Here is a 19,620-nt window from a genome sequence, read left to right as displayed (position 1 = left end):
GCGGTCAGCGCCGCAGCAGCGCCTGCCGCAGCAGCCGGGCCGCACGGTCGCGGATCTGGCCGGGCATGCGGTGGCGCCAGCGCTGCGGCTGGCGCTTCGCGGCGGCGCAGGCGGCCAGGAAGTCGTCGAGGATCGGCGTGTCGTCCACCGTGGTGATCTCGCTGCCCGACTTGTGGAACTCCGGGTGCCACTGCGTGGCCGCGATGTACCCCTGGCTGCCGTGGCCGTTGTGGCGGCCGACACGGCGGATCGCCTCGGGCACACGATCCGGATAGCTCCAGGCCTCGACCTCGAAGCCCGGCGCCAGATCCTTGATGCCCTGGTGGTGGATGCTGTTGACGCGCGTGTGCATCACGCCCGGGTACATCTGCGACAGCCGCGTGCCCTCGACCAGCACCAGGTCGTGGTAATTCCTGTCGTAACTCACCGGATCGCGGTGCGTGAGCGCGTTGGCATGCTGCGTTTCGATGTCCTGGTACAACGTGCCGCCGAAGGCGACGTTGATCAGCTGCAGCCCGCGGCAGACGCCGAAGATCGGCTTGCCGACCTGCTCGAAAGCCTCGACCAACGCCAGGTCATAGAGGTCGCGGACGCGGTCGCCGACCCACGCGTCCTTCAGTGGCGTCTCGCCATAGCTGCCGGGCCAGACATCGGCGCCGCCGTGCATCACCACGCCGTCAAGCCACTCGGCATAGTGCGAGAGCTTGGTGTCGCCGCGCGCCGTTTCGCCAGTGGGGCAGGGCACCATCACGACCATCGCGCCGGCCGACATGAGCCAGTGCGCGATCGACTGCTCGACGTACTGCAGGGTCTTGTTGGTGAACAGCGATCGCGTCGGATCGGCGTGCTGGAAACAGGCAGAGAGGCCGATCTTGAGGCGGCCGGCAACGTTCTGGGACATGGTGGGCGAGCGGTTCTGGGCGATGGCCTCATTGTGCCGACACCACCGTCACCATGGGGTCGGACGACACCCCAGCTGTCAGATTCCCTCGGGCTTGCGCAGAGTCTGCATGCGGTCGATGGCGCGAAACCGGATCTTGCGCACCACCTCGCCCTGCTGCACCGTGAGTTCGATCTCGTCGTCGGGCTCGGCATGCGTCCAGAGCTGTTTGTAGAGCGCCTCCGGCGTCGCGACCTTGGCGCCGTCGATCTCCAGCACCACGTCGCCGGGTCGCAGGCCTGCTGCTTCGGCCGGACTTTCGCGGCTCACGCGCAGCACCTGCAGGCGGCCATCCTGGGCGCCGGACGAGAGGCCGAGCCAGGGGCGCCGGCTGGCGCGGGAGCTGCCGGTGGCCTGCAGCTCGGCCAGCACCGGCTTGAGCAGGTCGACCGGCACGAACATGTTGCCCGGCAAGCTGCGCGGACCCGTGCCTGCCGCGTCGGTGGTGAACAGGCTGCCGATGCCGAGCAGTTCGCCCTGCAGGTTGAACAGCGGGGCGCCGCTGTGGTTGGGCGCGGGCGGGCTGGTGAAGAAGGCCTGGTCGAGGTGGTACTCCCAATAGCCCGAAAACGCGCGTTTGCTCACGAGTTGCGTCATGCCGATGCCACCCGCGCGGCCGCCTATGCCCACAAGCATCCGGTCGCCCGTCGACGGCGTCGCCGGGCTGCCCAGGGCGACGGATTGCACGCCGCGCAGCGGCACCAGCGGCCGGATCAGGCCGAAGCCGGTTGCGAGGTCGTACGCAACGGCGCGCGCGGGCACACTGCGGCCGTCATGCGTGCCGACCTCGATCGACTGCGCCTCGAGCACGAGGTAGCCGATGGTCAGGATCAGCCCGTCGTCGCCGATCACCACGCCGGAGCCGGAGCGCGACTGGCCCAGGCTCTCGACCGAATGCGCGCCCGGGATCGCCTCGACGCGCAGGCTCACCAGCGCGGTGTTGACCCGCTGCAGCATCTCGTGGGAGGCGATCGGCGGCGCCCTGCTGGCAGGCATCGCGGCCAGCGCGGCGGTCGCGATGGCCGCGACGACGGTGAGTGACAGAAGCCGAAGACAAGACACGAAATCGCGCGACATGGCCTTGCTCCTCGCAAGCGATGGTAGACGCATGGTGCGCCGCGGCGCGCCAAGCTGCAAGCCGCAAGACCAGTGGCCGAAACGAGTTCACGCAGCACTTGCAGCAACACGCGTGCCAGAAGAGCTATAATCGAGGGTTCGCTGACACGACGAAGCACATCTCGTCATACCGCTGGCTGGCCCGGTTCCCGGGCCCCTGATTCCCCTAGCCGGCTCTCACAGTGCGTTGGAGCGCCAGACCGGGCGCCCATGATTGCCACCACTGCCTTCTGTCTTGTAAAGCGAATTTCGCGCCGTGCGTGCCGACCTCCGTCAGCCGCCCCGCGCGCCGTTTTCAAACATTTTCAGGGTGAGCCGCGCCGGTCGCGGCCACCGGGCACAGCAATTCATGGACATCATTCAACACAGCATCGCGGTGGGCAAGTACCTTGTTTCACCCCTTATCCGACACACCGACAACGGCGATTTCGCCGCCTCGGTTTCCATTCGCTCCGGCCGTGGCAGCGGCACGCACGACCGCGTGATGCGCTTCACGCCGCGCTTTGCCAGCCACGCGCAGGCGCTGGGCTATGCCACCGAACAGGGGCTGGGCTGGGTGCGCGAACGCACCGCTCCGCGCGTTGTAGCTGCGTGACATCCCTCAAGCCTTTTTCAGCCCAATTCACGATAATCACGCAGAGGTAAATCATTCATGGCCAAGGAAGAACTGATCGAAATGAACGGCGCAGTCACCGAGGTGCTGCCCGATTCGCGCTACCGCGTCACGCTCGACAACGGGCACCAGCTCATCGCGTACAGCGGCGGCAAGATGCGCAAGCATCACATCCGCATCCTGGCGGGTGACAAGGTGTCGCTGGAGCTGTCGCCCTACGACCTGACCAAGGGTCGCATCACTTTCCGCCACCTGAACGGTCGCGGTCCGATGCCGCCTTCGAACCCCTCCGCACCGCGTCGCTGAGGCGTGCGGCCAGCGCTGCTGCTGGCCCCTGCCGATCCGGCCTCCGCGCTCCCGTCCCGACGGGCGCTGGAGGCTTTTTCTTTTTCCCGAACAACAACAAGAGACAAAACGACGCCATGACGTCTTCCGAGCGCGACAACATCGGAGCAGCCTGGCTGATGCTGGCGGCACTGACCACGGCCTTCGCGCTGAGCCAGGCGTACCGCACCGTGGCCGCGATCATGGCGCCACGGCTACAGGCCGACTTCGGCCTCACTGCGCAGGCGCTCGGCCTCTTTGCCGGCGCCTTCCACTTCGCCTTCGGCGCACTGCAGCTCTTCATGGGCATCGGGATCGATCTCTACGGCGTGCGGCGCACGGTGCTGGCCGCGTTTCCGCTCGCGATCGCGGGGGCGGTGCTGTCGGCGCTGTCGACGAACTTTCCGGTGCTGGTGGCCGGGCAGGTGCTGATCGGCATCGGCTGTGCCCCGGCGTTCCTCGTCTGCACGGTGTTCATCGCGCGGCGCTTCCCGGCCGATCGTTTCGCCTCGGTGTCGGGTCTCACGCTGGGGATCGGCTCGGTCGGCATGCTGCTGACCGGCACGCCGCTGGCCTGGCTGATCGAGGCGAGCTCCTGGCGCACCGGCTTCTGGGCACTGGCGCTCTGCTCGGTATTGGCCTGGGCAGTGATTTTCTGGCGCGTGCGCGAGCCGGCTCCGACGACGCCGCCCGTGAAGGTGCCGGTGCTTGCTGCGCTGCGCAGCTACGGCGCGCTGTTCGGGCTGCCGCACACGCTCGGCATCGTGGCGCTCGCCGCCGTCACCTACGCGGCCTTCATCACCTTGCGCGGGCTCTGGCTCGGGCCGCTGCTGATCGAGCGGCACGGCTTTTCGCTGGTTCAGAGCGGCAATGTCGCGGTGATCGTCTCGGTGGTCGGCATGTTCGGCCCGCCGCTGTTCGGCCGGATCGACCCCGGCCCGGCCGCGCGCCGGCGCTGGATCGTCGGCTTCACGCTCATCGTGGCGGTGCTGTTCGGCGTGATGGCGGCGACGCGTGCCGCCTGGCTCGACGTGGGTGCAGCCATCGCGGTCGGCCTCGCGTCGGGCTACATCGTGCTGCAGTACGCCGACGTGAAGGCGGCCTACCCGACCCACATGACCGGCCGCGCCATGGCGGTGCTCACGATGGCCATGTTCCTCGGCGTGGCGGTGATGCAATGGCTCACCGGCGTGGTGGCATCGGTCGCCGCGGCGCACGGCTTCAATCCTTTCAGCGCAGTGCTGGCGACGATCGCGGCGCTGCTGCTGCTCGGCGCGACGGCTTTCGCCGCGCTGCCCACCCCCCTTCCGGCAATGCAAACATGACCACGCTCTCCACAGACAACGACAATGATTTCGGCACCCTGCCGCTCACGCCCCAGGCGCTGGCCAACCTCACGCAGCTCGGCTACACGCGCATGACGCCGATCCAGGCGGCCAGCCTGCCGCTGGCGCTGCTCGGCAAGGACTTGATCGCGCAGGCCAAGACCGGCAGCGGCAAGACCGCCGCCTTCGCCCTCGCACTGCTCGCCAACCTGAACCCGCGCCGCTTCGCGGTGCAGGCGATGGTGCTGTGCCCCACGCGCGAGTTGGCCGACCAGGTGACCACCGAGATCCGCCGCCTTGCGCGCGCCGAAGAAAACATCAAGGTCGTGACGCTCTGCGGCGGCGTCGCGCTGCGCGGCCAGACCGCGAGGCTGGAGCACGGCGCGCACATCGTGGTCGGCACGCCGGGCCGCATCATGGATCACCTCGACCGCGGCAACCTGAACCTCGAGGCGCTCAACTCGCTGGTGCTCGACGAGGCCGACCGCATGCTCGACATGGGCTTCTTCGACGACATCGCGAAGGTCGCACGCCAATGCCCGCCCGAACGACAGACACTGCTGTTCTCGGCCACGTACCCGGAAGGCATCGCGCAGCTCGCCAAGCAGTTCATGAAGAACCCGCAGCAGGTCACGGTGCAGGTGCAGCACGAGGCCGGCAAGATCCGCCAGCGCTGGTACCAGGTGAAGGACAGCGATCGGCTGCACGCGGTAAGCCTGCTGCTGAACCACTTCCGGCCGGAGAGCACGCTGGCGTTCTGCAACACCAAGCAGCAGTGCCGCGACCTGGTCGAGGTGCTGGTGGCGCAGGGCTTCAGCGCGCTGGCACTGTTCGGCGAACTGGAGCAGCGCGAGCGCGACCAGGTGCTGGTGCAGTTTGCCAACCGCAGCTGCTCGGTGCTGGTGGCGACCGACGTGGCTTCGCGCGGGCTCGACATCGCCGATCTCGAGGCCGTGATCAACGTCGACGTGACGCCCGACCCCGAGCTGCACATCCATCGCATCGGCCGCACCGGCCGCGGCGACGCCGAGGGCCTGGCGCTGAATCTGGTCAGCATGGACGAGATGGGTTCGGTCGGCAAGATCGAGCAACTGCAAGGCCGCGAATCGGACTGGCACGAACCCGCAAGCCTGACGCCCGCGGGCGGTGGCGCATTGCAGCCGCCGATGGCCACCTTGCAGATCGTCGGTGGGCGCAAGGAAAAGATCCGCGCCGGCGACGTGCTGGGCGCATTGACCGGCGAGGCCGGCTTCACGCGCGAGCAGGTCGGCAAGATCAACGTGAACGAATTCTCGACCTACGTGGCGGTCGACCGGGGCATCGCGCAACAGGCGCTGCAGAAGCTCTCGAGCGGCCGGGTCAAGGGAAAAAGCGTGAAGGTGCGGCTTCTTTAGTGCGAACGAAGCCGCCGGCTTCAGAGCGTGCCGGCAATGGTCGTCGGGCCGAAATCGGTGTGGACCGCGTCGGCCGGAAGTCGACGCTGAAGGCCGCAGGGCGTGCCGCAGCGCTTTTCCAGCGCCGACATGCCGGCCAGCATGGCCAGACCGTAGCTGGGCATCGGCCGCGCGGCGCGCTCCACCGGCGCCTTGCGCCAGGACTCCTGCCGCTGGAGGGCCCAAAAAAATTGACCGGGAGCAGGCTCCTCCACGATCAATGCAATGCGATTCGCGTCCAAGGTAATTCTTTCAAAATGCAAACTGGAACCTGAAGCGGTGTTTGTAAGCCAGCCGCGGCTCGCCGTCCGTGTAAAAGTTCACGGCTGCGCAGTGCTTGAACACCGCCGTCGCATGTTTGTGCGATAAGACCGGAAAGCCGAATCTGTTACAGCCGCTCCCCTCTTTTTCAAGGATTTCCATGCGACTCAAGGCACGTTGCGTAATGACAGTGACCGCGGCCACCGACTGCCCGGTGGTGGCCATGCTGCGCCCGCGCAGCGGCGACGCGCAATGGATGGTGAGTGAGCGCTACGAACTGAGCCCCTGGGTGCGGACCACCGAATACGTCGACAGCTACGGCAACCTGTGCCAGCGCCTGACGATTCCGCAGGGCGAGATGCGCATCAAGGTCGAGATGGAGATGGAAACCGAGCCGCTGATCCAGGTCACGCCGAGCGCGCGGCCCACGCCGGTCGCTCAACTGCCGGGCGACGTGCTTCAGTTTCTGCTGCAGAGCCGCTACTGCCCCTCGGACAAGATGGAAGCCAGGGCGCTGGAGATTGTCGAAGGGTGCGCGCCAGGCTACCCGCAGGCCGAGCGCATCCGCAGCTGGATTCACGAAACGCTCGAGTACCGCTACGGCGTGAGCGACGCCACCACCGACGCGCTCGACACCCTGGACCATGGCGCCGGCGTGTGCCGCGACTTCTCGCACGTCGGCGTGTCGCTGTGCCGCGCGCTCAAGATCCCGGCGCGGATGGTGGTCGGCTACCTTTATCAGCTCGATCCGATGGACATGCATGCCTGGTTCGAGGCCTTCATCGGCGGGCGCTGGTACACCTTCGACGCCACGCAAGACCAGCCGCGCGGCGGCCGCATCGTGATCGCGTACGGGCGCGACGCCGCGGACGTGGCGTTCGTCTCGAACTACGGACCGCTGCAGATGGCAGAGATGATGGTCACGGTCGACCGGCTGGACGATCCGGCCCCGCCACCCGCGGCGGCGGACTGATGTCGGACGACTACCAGATCGACATTCCGCCGTCGTTCTTCGCGCTCTACACCGACGCACGGCAGCGGCTGAACGCGCCGATCGGCATCGTACGGGCGCGCTATGAGCTCTGTGAAGACCTGTCCACGCATCTGATAGAGCAGGCGCAGACGCTGCACCATGTGGCGGTGCCGTCGGAAGACGAGATCCTGCACCGCATCCGCGATGGCTTGCTGTCGGCCGAATCAGGCGTCTCGCCGGCCGAGGCGACATGGGTCGCGCGACGGCTGGCCGAACTGCTGAACTGGCCCTGTCCGGATTTTTCTGCGGCTTAGCTTCTGCGGCCTACCCTGCCAGCACCGACCCGACCAGCACACGTTAGCGCCGCTGATCACGGCAAATAGCGCCCAGGCCGGCATAGCTCAGCAGTTTGCGTGGAATGGCAACCCCGGATCGACCGTGACGCTGCCCTTGACCTCGGACGGGTGCGCTGATCGGCACCCGTCCGCAAGTTACTTACTTCTGCACGCCGAGCGCGCCCGATCCCTGTGCGCCGCCATCCACGCGTGCGCCGGCAGCGCCCGGTTGCGCTGCGCCTGTACCCTGCTTCCGGACGGCTGCGCCGCCAGACTTCGCAGCGCCGGTTGCGCCGTTCACGACGCCGCCCGTGCTGTCCTGCACGCCACCGGCGGCGCCACCCACCGCACCGGTCGTGCCGCCGACCACGCCGCCCACGGTGTTCGTGAGGCCGGTCGTGGGAGGAACCGACACGCCGGCGGCGTCGGTGCGCGCACCTGCACCGGCACCGGCAGCACCCCGTTGCGAGGCACCGGTCGTACCGGCCGACGTGTTGCTTTCGACGCGCGCCCCGGCGCCGACCCCGACGCCCGGTGCGGTCACCGTCTGGGCGCCCGCAGCGCCGGATGCGATGAGCAGGCCTGCAAACAGGGTGCTGACGGCGATGCGTTGTTGTTGTCGAGTCTTCATGAGTCGTTTTTTCCTTTGATGCGGTGCTGTCGCCGGCAAGAAACACCGGTCGTGTACCAGCACCTGAAACCACCCTAGGCAGGCACTCCGGCGGCACCCTGTACGCGCCGGCCCCCGACGGCTGTGGGACAAATCTGTCAACGAGCCCGCGCATTCAACCAGCGCCGGTAACCCACCGACCGACCTGGCGCGCCACCCAGGGCCCGTCGTCCAGCGGCAGGTCATGGCCGGCCGTGGCGTGTTCCGCCGTTGCCAGGCGCCATTGCTGCGCGAGACGCCGCGAGCAGCGCGGGTCGACCAGCGCGTCACGCCCGCCGACCAGCACCAGCAACGGAACCGGCGGCCGCGCCATCGGTGCGCGGTAGCGCGCAGCAGCCAGCAGTTGGCGCAGCGCGTTGCCGCGCGACACCGGGTGTGCCTCGCGCAGCGCGCACCAATGGGCGAGCACCGCCTCGGGCTGCGGCGGGTGGCGGGTGGTCAGTCGCAGGATCGCCTGCTCCTGCGCCCGCGGCGACTGCCGGCCCATGGCAAGCCCGAGCAGCGCGCCGTAGTTGCGTGGCCGCAGCCGCCGGTACCAGGGGCTGAACGGGCGCAGGCTGGTGTTGACCAGCACGCAGCCGGCCAGCTCGACCGGATGCTGCGACGCCCATTCGACCGCCACCATCGCGCCGAGCGACATGGCCAGCAGGTGGTACGGGAGCGGCATGCCGAGCGCCTGCAGCTGTTGCCGGCAGCTCTGCATGATCGCTTCGATCTGCGTCGGGCTGCGGGTCTGGTTCAGGCGGCCGTTGCCGGGCAGGTCGAGCGCGACGATGCGTGCGTTCGCGGGCAGCTGGGCGCGCAGCAGATCCGGGAACGCGCCCCAGTGGCCCGCTTCGCGCGTCAGGCCGCGAAGCAGCACCCAGGTGCCCGCTGCCGTCATGGCGCGGCCCCGCCGTACCAGCGCGCCATGGCGTCCGCATGGTGCCGCGCCCGCTCGTCGCCCGTGGGCAGCCAGCGCGCATGGCTGCAGGCGGCGCGGGTGATGAAGTCGAGCCACCCGATGTGCCGGCGCAGCACGCGCTGCCGGCGGTGCAGGATGACCGGGTTGAACATGCCGTGGCGCGAGAAGAACTGCCGCGGGTTCTTCTTGACCCAGAGCCACGACCCCATCTCCAGCGTGACCGGCAGGAACACGGTGCCGGGCCGGCGGGAGGCGTCGAGGTACAGGTAGTCCCACAGGTCGCCATGCGTGCGGTAGTGCTGGCTTTGCGGCTCGAACACATAGCGGTGATGCAGCAGGGTCTGGTCGTGCAGTTCGCACAGCGCGTGCATCTCGGGCAGGTGCGCGATCGGCCGGGAGGTGTGGGCGAACGGAAACCAGATGCGGTCGGTCAGGCCGAAGCCGGAGTGGCAATCCACCGCCAGGCTGAACGGCCGCCCGAGCAGTTCGGTTTCGACCAGGTGGCAGAGCGCCGCGCTCTCGCTCTCCATCGGCACGCCCGCGGCGCCGCGAAACCACGGCAAGGCGGCGCTGATGCGTTGCCCGCCGAGCAGCGACGGCACGCGCTCGGTCGCGTCCACCGGCGCGTTGCGCATCAGATCCACGCCGTGCGGGTTGGCGCGGGTGCCGAGCCACAGGCCGCCCGGGTTCACTAGCGGCATGAACACCAGCCGCACTGTCTCCAGTTGCCGGTGCAGCGTGTCGTCCCAGCGCAGCCGCATCACCAGGCTGCGCAGGTAGGCAATGGCCACCTCGGCGCCGATACGCTCCAGCCCATGCACGCCGCCGAAGAAGCCCACCGCCGGCGCGTCGGGCCGGCTGCTGCCGAGCGTGAACGCATGCACCGGAAAGCGTTGATCCCCCGCCACCGCTTCGCACAGCACCCGCTGCGCCATGTGCGCGCCCGCGAGTTCGACGAGCGCCTGCAGTTCGACCAGTTCGGGGAGTGGCGGTGCGATCACGCGCGCAGGATAGCGGCCCGCGCTGCCATCAAAACGTCACACGGCGCGTGTAGGGTGGATCGATGCTTCGCTTTCAACAATCCTTCCGCGGTGTCCCGACCGCCTTGCTGTGGGGCGTGGTCGAATGGCTCGCGCTGGCCCGCTCGCGCCGGCTGCAGCGGCGTCGTTACTGATTGACGTAGCGCCGCACGTTGCCGGCGTAGTCCACGGTGCAGACCACCGCCTGCCCCGGCGTCATGTAGGTGATCTCCCAGATCCCCGGACCGACCGGCGCGTAGCCCATCATGTCCGCCAGCAGCGCGCCCCGACGCACCCGGATGAAGTACATGCAGCCTTCCAGCGCCGCAGGCGATGGCGGGCCCATGGCACCGGGCGCGATCAACCGCGCCTGCGGCGGTGGCGGCGCATAGCCCGGGCCGGGATAGGCTGCGGGGTACGGGGCGGCATAGGGTTCGTAAGGCTGCGGCGCCACGCAGCCGGCCAGAAGAAGCGCAGCCACCGCGGTGGCCAGGGAGTGCAGGGGTTTCATCGGACGCTCCGTTCGGGAATGTCCGCCCAGCCTACTCCTTCACCGACCCGGTCGTGCCCGACACGTAGTAGTCGACATCACCAAACCGCCATCAGGGCAAACCGGTACGCATTTACGACCGGTTATTTGTATGATGACCCGATAACTGCGCTAATTTCCTCCGCTGCCGTGCGGGCTGCCGCCCCCTCCTCCCAACCCCTGCGCCTGGTCGTCGACCGGCTGTCGGATCGGTTGGCGGCGCGCCTGGCCGAACAGATCGAATCCGGCCTGCTCCAGCCCGGCGACCAGCTGCCGACCGAGCAGCAACTGGCGCTGGCGCACGGCGTCTCGCGCACCGTGGTGCGCGAGGCGGTGCACCAGCTCAAATCGAAGGCGCTGGTCACGTCGCGCCAGGGTTCGGGCGTGTTCGTGGCGGCCCGGCCGGTGAATCTGCCGCTGGCGTTCGACCCGAGCGTGCTCGACTCGGTGCAGGCCGTGGTGCATGTGGTCGAGGTGCGGCGCGTGCTCGAAGGCGAGATCGCGGCGCTGGCAGCCGAGCGCGCCACGCGCGCGCAGATCGCGGCGCTGCGGCGTGCGCTGAAAGCCATCGACGCCGCCGCCGCGGCCGGGCACGACGGCGTGGCCGAAGACCTGGCATTCCACCGCGTAATCGGCGAGGCCACCGGCAACCCGCAGTTCCGCCAGCTGCTCGGCTTTCTGGAGCAGTACCTGCGCGAAGGCATGCGCATCACGCGCGGCAACGAGGCCCGGCGCGTGGATTTCATGGCCGCAGTGCAAACCGAGCACCGGGCCATCTTCGAAGCGATTGCCGCACGCGACCCGGTGGCCGCACGCCACCATGCCACCGAGCACCTGATCCGCGGCGAGCAGCGGCTGGTCGAGGGCGGCATCATCCACGGCCAGCAGCGCAGGGCCGCCGCCAGGGCCAGACCGCACAAGCCATGAAAGAGACTCCATGAAACTGATGATCACGGGCGGCGGCGGCTTCGTTGGCGCCCGCCTTGCGCGCACGCTGCTCAAGCGTGGCACCCTGGCCGGACAGCGCATCGAGCGCGTGGTGCTGACCGACATCGCGCCGCCGCCGGCCGACCTGCTGGCCGACCCCCGGGTCGAAGCGCGGATCGGCCCGCTGCTCACACAAACCGACGCGCTGCGCACCGAGGCCTTCGATGGTGTGTTCCACCTGGCCTCGGCGGTGTCTGGCGAGTGCGAAGCCGACTTCGACCTCGGCATGGGCTCCAACCTCGACAGCACGCGCGCCCTGCTCGATGCGATCCGCGCCCACGTCAATGGCGGCGGCAAGGCGCCGCGGCTGGTGTTCTCGAGTTCGGTGGCCGTGTTCGGGCCCGATGAGGCCGTGCCGATGCCCAAGCTGGTGGCCGACGACACGCTGCCGGCACCGCAAACCTCCTACGGCGCGCAGAAGCTCATCTGCGAGCACCTGATTGCCGACTACACCCGCAAGGGTTATGTCGACGGCCGGGCCGCGCGCCTGATGACCGTGACCGTGCGGCCGGGCCGGCCCAACGGAGCGGCGTCGTCGTTCTTCAGCGGCATCGTCCGCGAGCCGCTGGCCGGCGTGGAGTCGGTCTGCCCGGTATCGCCCGACGTGTCGCACCCGATGTCGTCGCCGAGCCGCACCATCGATGGCCTGATCGCCGTCTACGAAGCCAGCCGCGAAGCCTTCTGCGGTCGCACCGCCCTCAACCTGCCGGCGCTCAACGTGCGGGTGAGCGACATGCTCGACGCGCTGGAAGAAGTGGCCGGCCCGAAAGTGCGAGCGCTGGTGCGCTTCGAGCGCGACGAGCGCATCGCCGGCATCGTGGCCAACTGGCCCACCGGCGCGTCGGCCGTACGCGCCAACCGGCTCGGGCTGCAGCCGCACGAAAATTTCGCCGACATCATCCGGCAGTACATCGAAGACTGCTCGGCACTCCCCAATGCAGACCAAACCCTGAAGGCCCTGAAGTGAAGAAGACGACAAAAAAAGCCCCCACCCCCAAAAGCACGCCCCAGCCGCCGCGAAAAAAAGGGGCGCTCAAGCTGCGTTCGCAGGCCTGGTTCGACAACCCCGACAACGCCGACATGACGGCGCTCTACCTCGAGCGCACCATGAACTTCGGCCTCGGCTTCGAAGAGCTGCAGTCGGGCCGCCCGATCATCGGCATCGCGCAGACCGGCTCGGACATCGCACCCTGCAACCGGCACCACATCGTGCTGGCCGAGCGCGTGAAAGAGGGCATCCGCGACGCCGGCGGCATCGCCTTCGAGTTCCCGATCCATCCGATCCAGGAAACCTGCAAGCGCCCGACCGCCTCGCTCGACCGCAACCTGCAATACCTCTCGCTGGTCGAGGTGCTGTACGGCTACCCGATCGACGGCGTGGTGCTCACCACCGGCTGCGACAAGACCACGCCAGCACAGATCATGGCCGCGGCCACGGTCGACATTCCGGCCATTGCGCTCAACGCGGGCCCGATGCTCAACGGCTGGTACAACGGCGAGCGCACCGGCTCCGGCACCATCGTCTGGAAGGCCCGCGAGCTGATGGCCGCGGGCGAGATCGGCTACGAAGGCTTCCTGAAGCTGGTCGCTTCGTCGGCCCCTTCCACCGGCCACTGCAACACCATGGGCACGGCCTCCACGATGAACTCGCTGGCCGAGGCGCTCGGCCTCACGCTGCCGGGCAGCGCAGCCATTCCGGCGCCGTACCGCGACCGCCAGGAGATGGCCTACATGACCGGCAAGCGCATCGTCGAGATGGTGCGCGAAGACCTCAAGCCGTCCGACATCCTCACGCGTGCCGCGTTCGAGAACGCGATCGTCGTCAACTCCGCGCTCGGCGGCTCGACCAATGCGCCAGTGCACCTGAACGCGATCGCGCGGCACATCGGCGTGCCGTTGACCACGGCCGACTGGGAAAAGCATGGCTACAAGGTGCCGCTGCTGGTGAACCTGCAGCCCGCCGGCGAATACCTCGGCGAGGATTTCTACCGCGCCGGCGGCGTGCCGGCCGTGGTGGCCGAGCTCATCGCCAAGGGCAAGATCCAGACAGCCGTCACAGCCAACGGCCGCACGCTCACCGAGAACTGCGAAGGCCGCTTCACCAGCGACCCCAAGGTGATCTGGCCCTACGCCAAGCCGATGAAGAAGAACGCCGGCTTCCTCAACATCACCGGCAACCTGTTCGATTCCGCGATCATGAAAACCAGCGTGATCACGCCCGAGTTCCAGGAGCGCTACCTGAACGACCCGAGCGACCCGATGGCGTTCGAGGGCACGGCCGTAGTGTTCGACGGCCCGGAGGACTACCACCACCGCATCGACGACCCGAAGACGAAGATCGACGCGCGCAGCGTGCTGTTCATGCGCGGGGTCGGCCCGGTCGGCTACCCCGGCGCGGCCGAGGTGGTGAACATGCGCGCGCCGAGCTACCTGCTGAAGAAGGGCATCACCTCCCTGCCCTGCATCGGCGACGGCCGGCAGTCGGGCACCTCGGGCTCGCCCTCGATCCTGAACGCGTCCCCGGAAGCAGCCACCGGCGGCAACCTCGCGCTGGTGCAGACGGGCGACCGCGTGCGCATCGACCTGAAGAAGCGTACCGCCAACATGCTGGTTTCCGACGAAGAGCTGGCGAAACGCCGCGCCAAGCTCGACGCCGCCGGTGGCTACCCCTACCCGCCGAGCCAGACGCCGTGGCAGGAGATCCAGCGCGGGATCGTCGACGAACTGTCCGAGGGCATGGTGCTCAAGCCGGCAGTCAAGTACCAGAAGATCCACGCGACCTTCGGCATTCCGCGCGACAACCACTGAGGCGGCTGGCACGCTCACGCTCTTGCGTTCAGGGGTAACGCTGGGGCGGGATCAGGGCGGCGGGGCACGCTGCTCCGCGAATGTCCTCCGGCACCGGCCTTCGGCCGGCGCCTCCCCCTTTATTTCGCTGCGCAGCGTGCCCCACCGCCCTGATCCTGGAAGCGAGGTGACCGTTTCGCGCTGAACGCGCAGAGCGTGCCCAAGGCCGCTGGCGGCATGGCCCTTGCGGTGGTGTTGGCCTACGACAGGTTCGGCAGGCCATACGTAGCGGCTGTAACCCGGATGGCGCAAAGTCCTGCTTTTTTGTCCGGAAAGTCCATGTCAGACACCCCGCATCACCACGCGCTCGAAGAAGGCGCCCCGCACCCGCTCGGCGCCACCTACACCGGCCGCGGGGTCAACTTCGCCGTGTTTTCTGCGCATGCCACCAAGGTGCAGGTGTGCCTCTACGACGACGCTGGCACCACCGAAACCGCGTGCGTCACGCTGCCCGAGTACACCGACGAGGTGTGGCACGGCTTTGTACCCGGCCTGCTGCCCGGCACGCGCTACGGCCTGCGGGTGCACGGCCCCTACGAGCCCGAGAAGGGCCACCGCTTCAACCACCACAAGCTGCTGCTCGACCCCTATGCCAAGGCGCACATGGGCGAGCTCAAGTGGGGCCCCGAGGTGTTCGGCTACACCGTGGGCCATCCGGATGGCGACCTGAGCTTCGACGAGCGCGACAGCGCGCCCTTCATGCCCAAGTGCGTGGTGGTCGACTCGCGCTTCGAGTGGAAGCAGACCGACGTGCGCGTGCCCTGGAACCAGACCGTGTTCTACGAAACGCACGTGCGCGGCTTCACCATGAAGCACCCGGGCGTGCCCGAGCACTTCCGCGGCACCTTTGCCGGGCTGGCGCGCGACGAGGTGATCGGCCCGATCCGCGCGCTGGGCGTGACCAGCGTCGAGCTGCTGCCGGTGCAGATGTTCCTGAATCAGCCTTTTCTCACCGACAAGGGCCTCACCAACTTCTGGGGCTACGACACCATCGGCTTCTTCGCGCTCGACCAACGCTACATGGACGGCCCGAACATCGACGAGTTCAAGTACATGGTCGACCGCTTCCACGCCCACGGGCTCGAAGTGATCATGGACGTGGTCTACAACCACACGCCCGAAGGCAACGAGATGGGCCCGACGCTGTCGTTCAAGGGCATCGACAACGCGAGCTACTACCGCCTGATGCCGCCCGGCGAAGACGGGTTGGGCCGGCGCTACTACATCAACGACACCGGCACCGGCAACACTGTCAACCTGAGCCACCCCCGCGTGCTGCAGATGGTGACCGACAGCCTGCGCTACTGGGTGACCGAGATGCGCGTGGACGGCTTCCGCTTCGACCTCGCCACCATCCTGGCGCGCGAGCCGCACGGCTTCGACGAAGGCGGCGGCTTCCTCAAGAGCTGCCGGCAGGATCCGGTGCTCTCCAGCGTGAAGCTGATCGCCGAGCCCTGGGACATCGGCCCCGGCGGCTACCAGGTGGGCGGCTTTCCGCCCGGCTGGGCCGAGTGGAACGACCAGTTCCGCGACACCGTGCGCGCCTTCTGGAAGGGCGACGAAGCCATGGCGCCAGCGCTGGCGCAATGCCTCACCGCCAGCAGCGACCGCTTCAACAACCGCGGCCGCCGGCCGTGGGCCAGCGTCAACTTCGTCACCGCGCACGACGGCTTCACCCTGGCCGACACCGTGAGCTACAACGACAAGCACAACGAGGCCAACGGCGAAGACAACCGCGACGGCCATTCGGACAACCGCAGCTGGAACTGCGGCGTCGAAGGCCCGACCGATGACGAAGACGTGCTCGCGCTGCGCGCACGGCAGCAGCGCAACCTGCTGGCCACGCTGCTGCTGTCGCAGGGCACGCCAATGCTGCTGGCCGGCGACGAGTTCGGCCGCACGCAGCAGGGCAACAACAACGCCTACTGCCAGGACGACGACATCAGCTGGGTCGACTGGCAGAAGGCCGGCGAGGCGCGCGGCCATGCGCTCACGCAATTCGTGCAGCACATCACCCACCTGCGCAGAACGCTGCCGGTGCTGCGCCGCAACCGCTTTCTTACGGGCCAGTTCAGCCCGGCCGCACAGGTGAAAGATGCGACCTGGCTCGCGCCCGACGGTGCCGAGATGGACCATGCGCACTGGCAGGATCCGCAGACCCGCTGCTTCGGCCTGCTGCTGGAAGGAACCGCGCCCGGTTCGTCACTGCCGCAGCCCGCGGCCGACGCCAGCGTGCTGCTGGTGTTCAATGCCTGGCAAGGCGCGCTCGACTTCAAGCTGCCGCCGCGCGGCAAGAGCCGCGGCAAGGTGTGGACTCGCGTGGTCGACACCGCGCTCGAGGCGCAGGCCGAAGACGCCTTCAAGCCCGGCCACCACTACACCGTGACCGGCCGTTCCCTGCTGGTTTTCAGATCGACGACATGACCACCCACCGACCGCAAGCAACGCCCACCGTTCAGATCGACAGCCCGCGCGTCAAAGTCACGGAGTGGCGCTTTGCCCCCGGCGCCGAAACCGGCTGGCACCGGCACGGCATGGACTACGTGGTGGTACCCATGACCACCGGCACGCTGCTGCTCGAAACGCCCGAAGGCGACGTGCGCGCGCCGCTGACGGCGGGCGTGTCGTACACACGGCCAGTGGGCGTGGAGCACAACGTGGTCAACGCGAACGACCACGAGTTTGTGTTCGTCGAGATCGAGCTGCGCTAGCGGCAACTCGGCCCCGCCTCATACGGTCTTTCATTCAGAGATCTCGATCCGGCGTTGATCTGGGCGCCGCGGTTCCAGGGCGGGCTCAGGTCGCTGGTGGTGGGTGGCCCCTGCAGCGAAATAAAGGAGGAGGCCGCAGGCCGGGGGACATTCGCGGAAGGGGCCACCCGCCGCCAGCGGCCGACCCCACCCACAGGCCCTACCCCGAAACGTCAGGCACGAAGCGCCAGCGAGATGCCCGTGCCGCCAACGCGGCAACCTCCGGCAAAGGGCCGGGTTCCTTGTCTTTGAACGCGACCTGGCCTCAGTCGACCTTCGCGCCCGAGGCCTTCACCACCACACCCATCGCGTCCCAGTCGCTGCGCAGCAGTTGCTGGAACTCGGCCGGCGTCTGGGTGCGCGGCTCCACGCCGAGGCGCGCGAAGCGCTCCTGGATCGCCGGGTCGGCCAGCACCTTGTTGACCGCAGCGTTGAGCTTGTCGACCTCGGCCTTCGGCGTGGCGGCCGGGGCGAGCAGGCCGATCCACGAGTCGAAGCCGTAGCCCGGCAGGCCGCTTTCGGCCACGGTCGGCAGGCTGGGCAGGAACGGGCTGCGCTTCTGGCCGGTGGTGGCCAGCAGCTTCAGGCGTGCGTCGTTCTGGAAGCCGATGACGCCAATGCTCGACGAGATCACCGCCTGCACGCGGCCGGCCAGCACCTCGTTGACCGCCTCGCCGGTCGACTTGGTCGGGATGTGCGTCATCTGCAGGCCGGCTTTCGCGAGAAACGACGCCATTGCCAGGTGCGTGGCGCTGCCGTTGCCGGCCGAGGCGTAGTTGTATTTGCCGGGGTTGGCCTTGACCTCCTTGATGAAGTCGGCCGTGCTGGCCACGTTCATGCCGCTGGCAACCGCGAGCGCATAGCCCGCGTTGCCGATGTTGGCGACGCCGACGAAGTCTTTCAGCGGGTCGTAACTGAGCTTGCTGTAGAGGTGGCCGCCGATGTGATGGCTGGCCGCGGCCAGGATCAGCGTGTTGCCGTCGGCCGGCGCCTTGGCCACGATGGCCGAGCCCACCGTGCCGCCCGCCCCTGCGCGGTTTTCCACCACCGTGGTGGCACCGAGCGCGATCCCCAGCTCGGCATTGAAGGCGCGCGCCACCGTGTCCTGCACGGCGCCAGTACCGAAGGGCACGACGATGTGGATCACGCGCTGCTGCGCGAACGCAGCGGGCAGCGTGGCCGCCATGGCCAGTGCGATGAGGGAACGTCGGGCAATAAGCGAAGTGGTGGTCATGTTCATGGAGTTCCTGCGGCGGGCATCCACCGTTGCACCAGTTTCACGAAGTAGCTGGCGCCGATCGGGATGATCTCGTCGTTGAAGTCGAACGAGGTGTTGTGGATGATGCAAGGCCCGGGCCCGTGGCCGTCGAGCCGGTGGTCGCCGTCGCCATTGCCCAGGAATGCGTAGCAGCCCGGCCGCGCCATCAGCATGTGTGCGAAGTCTTCGGCGCCCATGACCGCGGGGAAATCGTCGGTCACCATGTCGCCGCCCACCACCTCGCGCATCACACCCGCGGCAAAGCGCGCCTCGGCGGGGTGGTTGACCACCGGCGGCGAAGCGCGCACGAAGCTCACCTCGGCCGTGCAGCCATGCGCCTCGGCAACGCCCCTGGCCACCGTGCGCAGGCGCTCTTCGATCTTGTCCAGTGCGTCGATGGAAAAGGTGCGCACCGTGCCGCCGACCGTGGCGACGTCGGGAATCACGTTGGGCGCGTCCGAGCCCTGCAGCTGCGTCACGGCCAGCAGCGCACGCTCGGTGCTGGCGATGGTGCGCGGCACGATGGTCTGCAACTGCTGCGCCAGCGTGACCACAGCGGCCACCGGGTCGATGCCCGTGTGCGGCATCGAGGCATGCGTGCCGCGGCCGCGCAGCGTCACCTTGTAGGTGTTGCTCGACGCCATCAGCGCGCCGTTGTTGAGTGCAAAGCGCCCTACTTCGCCCACCGGAAAGTTGTGCAGCGCGAACACCGCATCGCACGGAAAACGCTCGAACAACCCGTCCTGGATCATCTTCCTGGCGCCCGCCTTGCCCATCTCTTCGGCCGGCTGAAAGATGAAGTGCACCGTGCCGTCGAAATCATCTTTCGGGCCCCGCTGCGACAGATGCCAGGCCGCCGCCAGCAGCATGGTGGTGTGGCCGTCGTGCCCGCAGGCATGCATGCGGCCCGCGTGCGTGGACTTGTGCGCGAACTCGTTGGCCTCGTTGAGCGGCAGCGCGTCCATGTCGGCCCGCAGCCCGATGGTGCGCGCGCCCGTGCCCTTGCGCAGCACCCCCACCAGCCCCGTGCCCGCGATGCCGCGGTGCACCTCGATGCCCCACTCGGCGAGCAGCGCCGCGACCTTTTCGGAAGTGCGGTGCTCCTCGAAGCCGAGCTCGGGGTGCGCGTGGATATCGCGGCGGATCTCGATGAAGCGGGTGGCCTGGGTGGCGAAAGCGTCGAGGAGGTTCATGCGCGGGAGTCGGAAGAAGGACAAGGCGGGCGAAGCGGACGATTCTGCAGCGGACTGCGGAGGCTGTCATGCGGTGGACCGCCAAGCCTTGCGCCAAGAGCGGCCATCCGCTCGGTACACTCGCTGCCGTTCGCTTCTTCCAG

At 68.2% G+C, this 19,620-nt stretch carries 21 protein-coding genes; 11 read left to right on the top strand and 10 right to left on the bottom strand.

Features of this window, described 5'->3' with window-relative positions:
• Window positions 1–4: 4 nt before the first annotated feature.
• Both ACSFA8_RS07725 and ACSFA8_RS07720 read right to left on the bottom strand, forming a co-directional pair.
• Complete coding sequence (locus ACSFA8_RS07725; protein ID WP_435478906.1) at window positions 5–901, bottom strand: gamma-glutamyl-gamma-aminobutyrate hydrolase family protein; 897 nt, start codon at window positions 899–901, stop codon at window positions 5–7.
• Window positions 902–979: 78 nt separating this feature from the next.
• Window positions 980–2,017, bottom strand: a complete 1,038-nt coding sequence (locus tag ACSFA8_RS07720; RefSeq protein WP_435478905.1) for a S1C family serine protease — start codon at window positions 2,015–2,017, stop codon at window positions 980–982.
• Window positions 2,018–2,405: 388 nt separating this feature from the next.
• On the opposite strand from ACSFA8_RS07720, the gene ACSFA8_RS07715 reads away from it, so the two are divergent.
• From ACSFA8_RS07715 to dbpA, 4 genes are all read left to right on the top strand, one after another.
• On the top strand, window positions 2,406–2,651 hold the full coding sequence (locus ACSFA8_RS07715) for a hypothetical protein (protein ID WP_286540273.1): 246 nt from the start codon (window positions 2,406–2,408) through the stop codon (window positions 2,649–2,651).
• 57 nt (window positions 2,652–2,708) lie between these two features.
• The gene (gene infA, locus ACSFA8_RS07710) at window positions 2,709–2,975 is read left to right on the top strand and encodes a translation initiation factor IF-1 (protein WP_286540275.1); all 267 of its coding nucleotides are present in this window, start codon (window positions 2,709–2,711) and stop codon (window positions 2,973–2,975) included.
• A 116-nt stretch (window positions 2,976–3,091) separates the two neighbouring features.
• Window positions 3,092–4,318 (top strand): MFS transporter, encoded by a 1,227-nt coding sequence (locus ACSFA8_RS07705; protein ID WP_435478904.1) that lies wholly within the window; start codon window positions 3,092–3,094, stop codon window positions 4,316–4,318.
• Window positions 4,315–5,712 (top strand): ATP-dependent RNA helicase DbpA, encoded by a 1,398-nt coding sequence (dbpA, locus tag ACSFA8_RS07700; RefSeq protein WP_435478903.1) that lies wholly within the window; start codon window positions 4,315–4,317, stop codon window positions 5,710–5,712. The genes ACSFA8_RS07705 and dbpA overlap by 4 nt, the downstream gene beginning before the upstream one ends.
• A 20-nt stretch (window positions 5,713–5,732) precedes the next feature.
• On the opposite strand, the gene ACSFA8_RS07695 is transcribed toward dbpA, so the two are convergent.
• Both ACSFA8_RS07695 and ACSFA8_RS07690 read right to left on the bottom strand, forming a co-directional pair.
• Window positions 5,733–5,993, bottom strand: coding sequence for a hypothetical protein (locus ACSFA8_RS07695; protein ID WP_435478902.1), 261 nt, complete (start codon window positions 5,991–5,993; stop codon window positions 5,733–5,735).
• Window positions 5,994–6,003: 10 nt separating this feature from the next.
• Complete coding sequence (locus ACSFA8_RS07690) at window positions 6,004–6,174, bottom strand: hypothetical protein (protein WP_435478901.1); 171 nt, start codon at window positions 6,172–6,174, stop codon at window positions 6,004–6,006.
• Between the two features lie 22 nt (window positions 6,175–6,196).
• Here ACSFA8_RS07690 and ACSFA8_RS07685 point away from each other — a divergent pair, with 22 nt between their 5' ends.
• The gene (locus ACSFA8_RS07685; protein ID WP_435478900.1) at window positions 6,197–6,985 is read left to right on the top strand and encodes a transglutaminase-like domain-containing protein; all 789 of its coding nucleotides are present in this window, start codon (window positions 6,197–6,199) and stop codon (window positions 6,983–6,985) included.
• Window positions 6,985–7,299, top strand: a complete 315-nt coding sequence (locus ACSFA8_RS07680) for a hypothetical protein (RefSeq protein WP_435478899.1) — start codon at window positions 6,985–6,987, stop codon at window positions 7,297–7,299. Before ACSFA8_RS07685 ends, ACSFA8_RS07680 begins: the two co-directional genes overlap by 1 nt.
• Window positions 7,300–7,480: 181 nt before the next feature.
• On the opposite strand, the gene ACSFA8_RS07675 is transcribed toward ACSFA8_RS07680, so the two are convergent.
• The 4 genes from ACSFA8_RS07675 to ACSFA8_RS07660 all read right to left on the bottom strand — a co-directional run bounded on the left by ACSFA8_RS07675 (window position 7,481) and on the right by ACSFA8_RS07660 (window position 10,424).
• The gene (locus ACSFA8_RS07675) at window positions 7,481–7,951 is read right to left on the bottom strand and encodes an adhesin (protein ID WP_435478898.1); all 471 of its coding nucleotides are present in this window, start codon (window positions 7,949–7,951) and stop codon (window positions 7,481–7,483) included.
• Window positions 7,952–8,105: 154 nt separating this feature from the next.
• Window positions 8,106–8,873, bottom strand: coding sequence for an alpha/beta fold hydrolase (locus ACSFA8_RS07670; protein WP_435478897.1), 768 nt, complete (start codon window positions 8,871–8,873; stop codon window positions 8,106–8,108).
• Window positions 8,870–9,895: a M14 family zinc carboxypeptidase gene (locus ACSFA8_RS07665; RefSeq protein WP_435478896.1), complete on the bottom strand. Its 1,026-nt coding sequence runs from the start codon at window positions 9,893–9,895 to the stop codon at window positions 8,870–8,872. The genes ACSFA8_RS07670 and ACSFA8_RS07665 overlap by 4 nt, the downstream gene beginning before the upstream one ends.
• Before the next feature lie 166 nt (window positions 9,896–10,061).
• A complete protein-coding gene (locus ACSFA8_RS07660) occupies window positions 10,062–10,424 on the bottom strand; it encodes a hypothetical protein (RefSeq protein WP_435478895.1) in 363 nt (120 codons plus the stop codon).
• A 168-nt stretch (window positions 10,425–10,592) separates the two neighbouring features.
• Between ACSFA8_RS07660 and ACSFA8_RS07655 the strand changes: the two genes are divergently transcribed.
• The 5 genes from ACSFA8_RS07655 to ACSFA8_RS07635 all read left to right on the top strand — a co-directional run bounded on the left by ACSFA8_RS07655 (window position 10,593) and on the right by ACSFA8_RS07635 (window position 16,987).
• Entirely contained in the window at window positions 10,593–11,369 is a 777-nt protein-coding gene (locus ACSFA8_RS07655; RefSeq protein ID WP_435478894.1) for a FadR/GntR family transcriptional regulator, read from the top strand.
• A 10-nt stretch (window positions 11,370–11,379) separates the two neighbouring features.
• Window positions 11,380–12,396, top strand: a complete 1,017-nt coding sequence (denD, locus tag ACSFA8_RS07650; protein ID WP_435478893.1) for a D-erythronate dehydrogenase — start codon at window positions 11,380–11,382, stop codon at window positions 12,394–12,396.
• Window positions 12,393–14,237, top strand: coding sequence for an IlvD/Edd family dehydratase (locus tag ACSFA8_RS07645; RefSeq protein WP_435478892.1), 1,845 nt, complete (start codon window positions 12,393–12,395; stop codon window positions 14,235–14,237). Before denD ends, ACSFA8_RS07645 begins: the two co-directional genes overlap by 4 nt.
• Window positions 14,238–14,555: 318 nt before the next feature.
• Window positions 14,556–16,700 carry a glycogen debranching protein GlgX gene (gene glgX / locus ACSFA8_RS07640; protein WP_435478891.1) on the top strand — a complete coding sequence of 715 codons (2,145 nt, stop codon included), beginning with the start codon at window positions 14,556–14,558 and terminating at the stop codon, window positions 16,698–16,700.
• Window positions 16,697–16,987, top strand: coding sequence for a cupin domain-containing protein (locus tag ACSFA8_RS07635; RefSeq protein WP_435478890.1), 291 nt, complete (start codon window positions 16,697–16,699; stop codon window positions 16,985–16,987). The genes glgX and ACSFA8_RS07635 overlap by 4 nt, the downstream gene beginning before the upstream one ends.
• 304 nt (window positions 16,988–17,291) lie before the next feature.
• On the opposite strand, the gene ACSFA8_RS07630 is transcribed toward ACSFA8_RS07635, so the two are convergent.
• Window positions 17,292–18,266 (bottom strand): tripartite tricarboxylate transporter substrate binding protein, encoded by a 975-nt coding sequence (locus tag ACSFA8_RS07630; protein WP_435478889.1) that lies wholly within the window; start codon window positions 18,264–18,266, stop codon window positions 17,292–17,294.
• A complete protein-coding gene (locus tag ACSFA8_RS07625) occupies window positions 18,263–19,477 on the bottom strand; it encodes a M20 aminoacylase family protein (protein ID WP_435478888.1) in 1,215 nt (404 codons plus the stop codon). The genes ACSFA8_RS07630 and ACSFA8_RS07625 overlap by 4 nt, the downstream gene beginning before the upstream one ends.
• Window positions 19,478–19,620: the final 143 nt, after the last annotated feature.

This window comes from Variovorax nitratireducens, from assembly GCF_051216545.1.
GTDB lineage: Bacteria > Pseudomonadota > Gammaproteobacteria > Burkholderiales > Burkholderiaceae_C > Variovorax.
The sequence above is the reverse complement of the archived record's forward strand: the minus strand, read 5'-3'. Positions and strand labels throughout refer to the sequence as shown.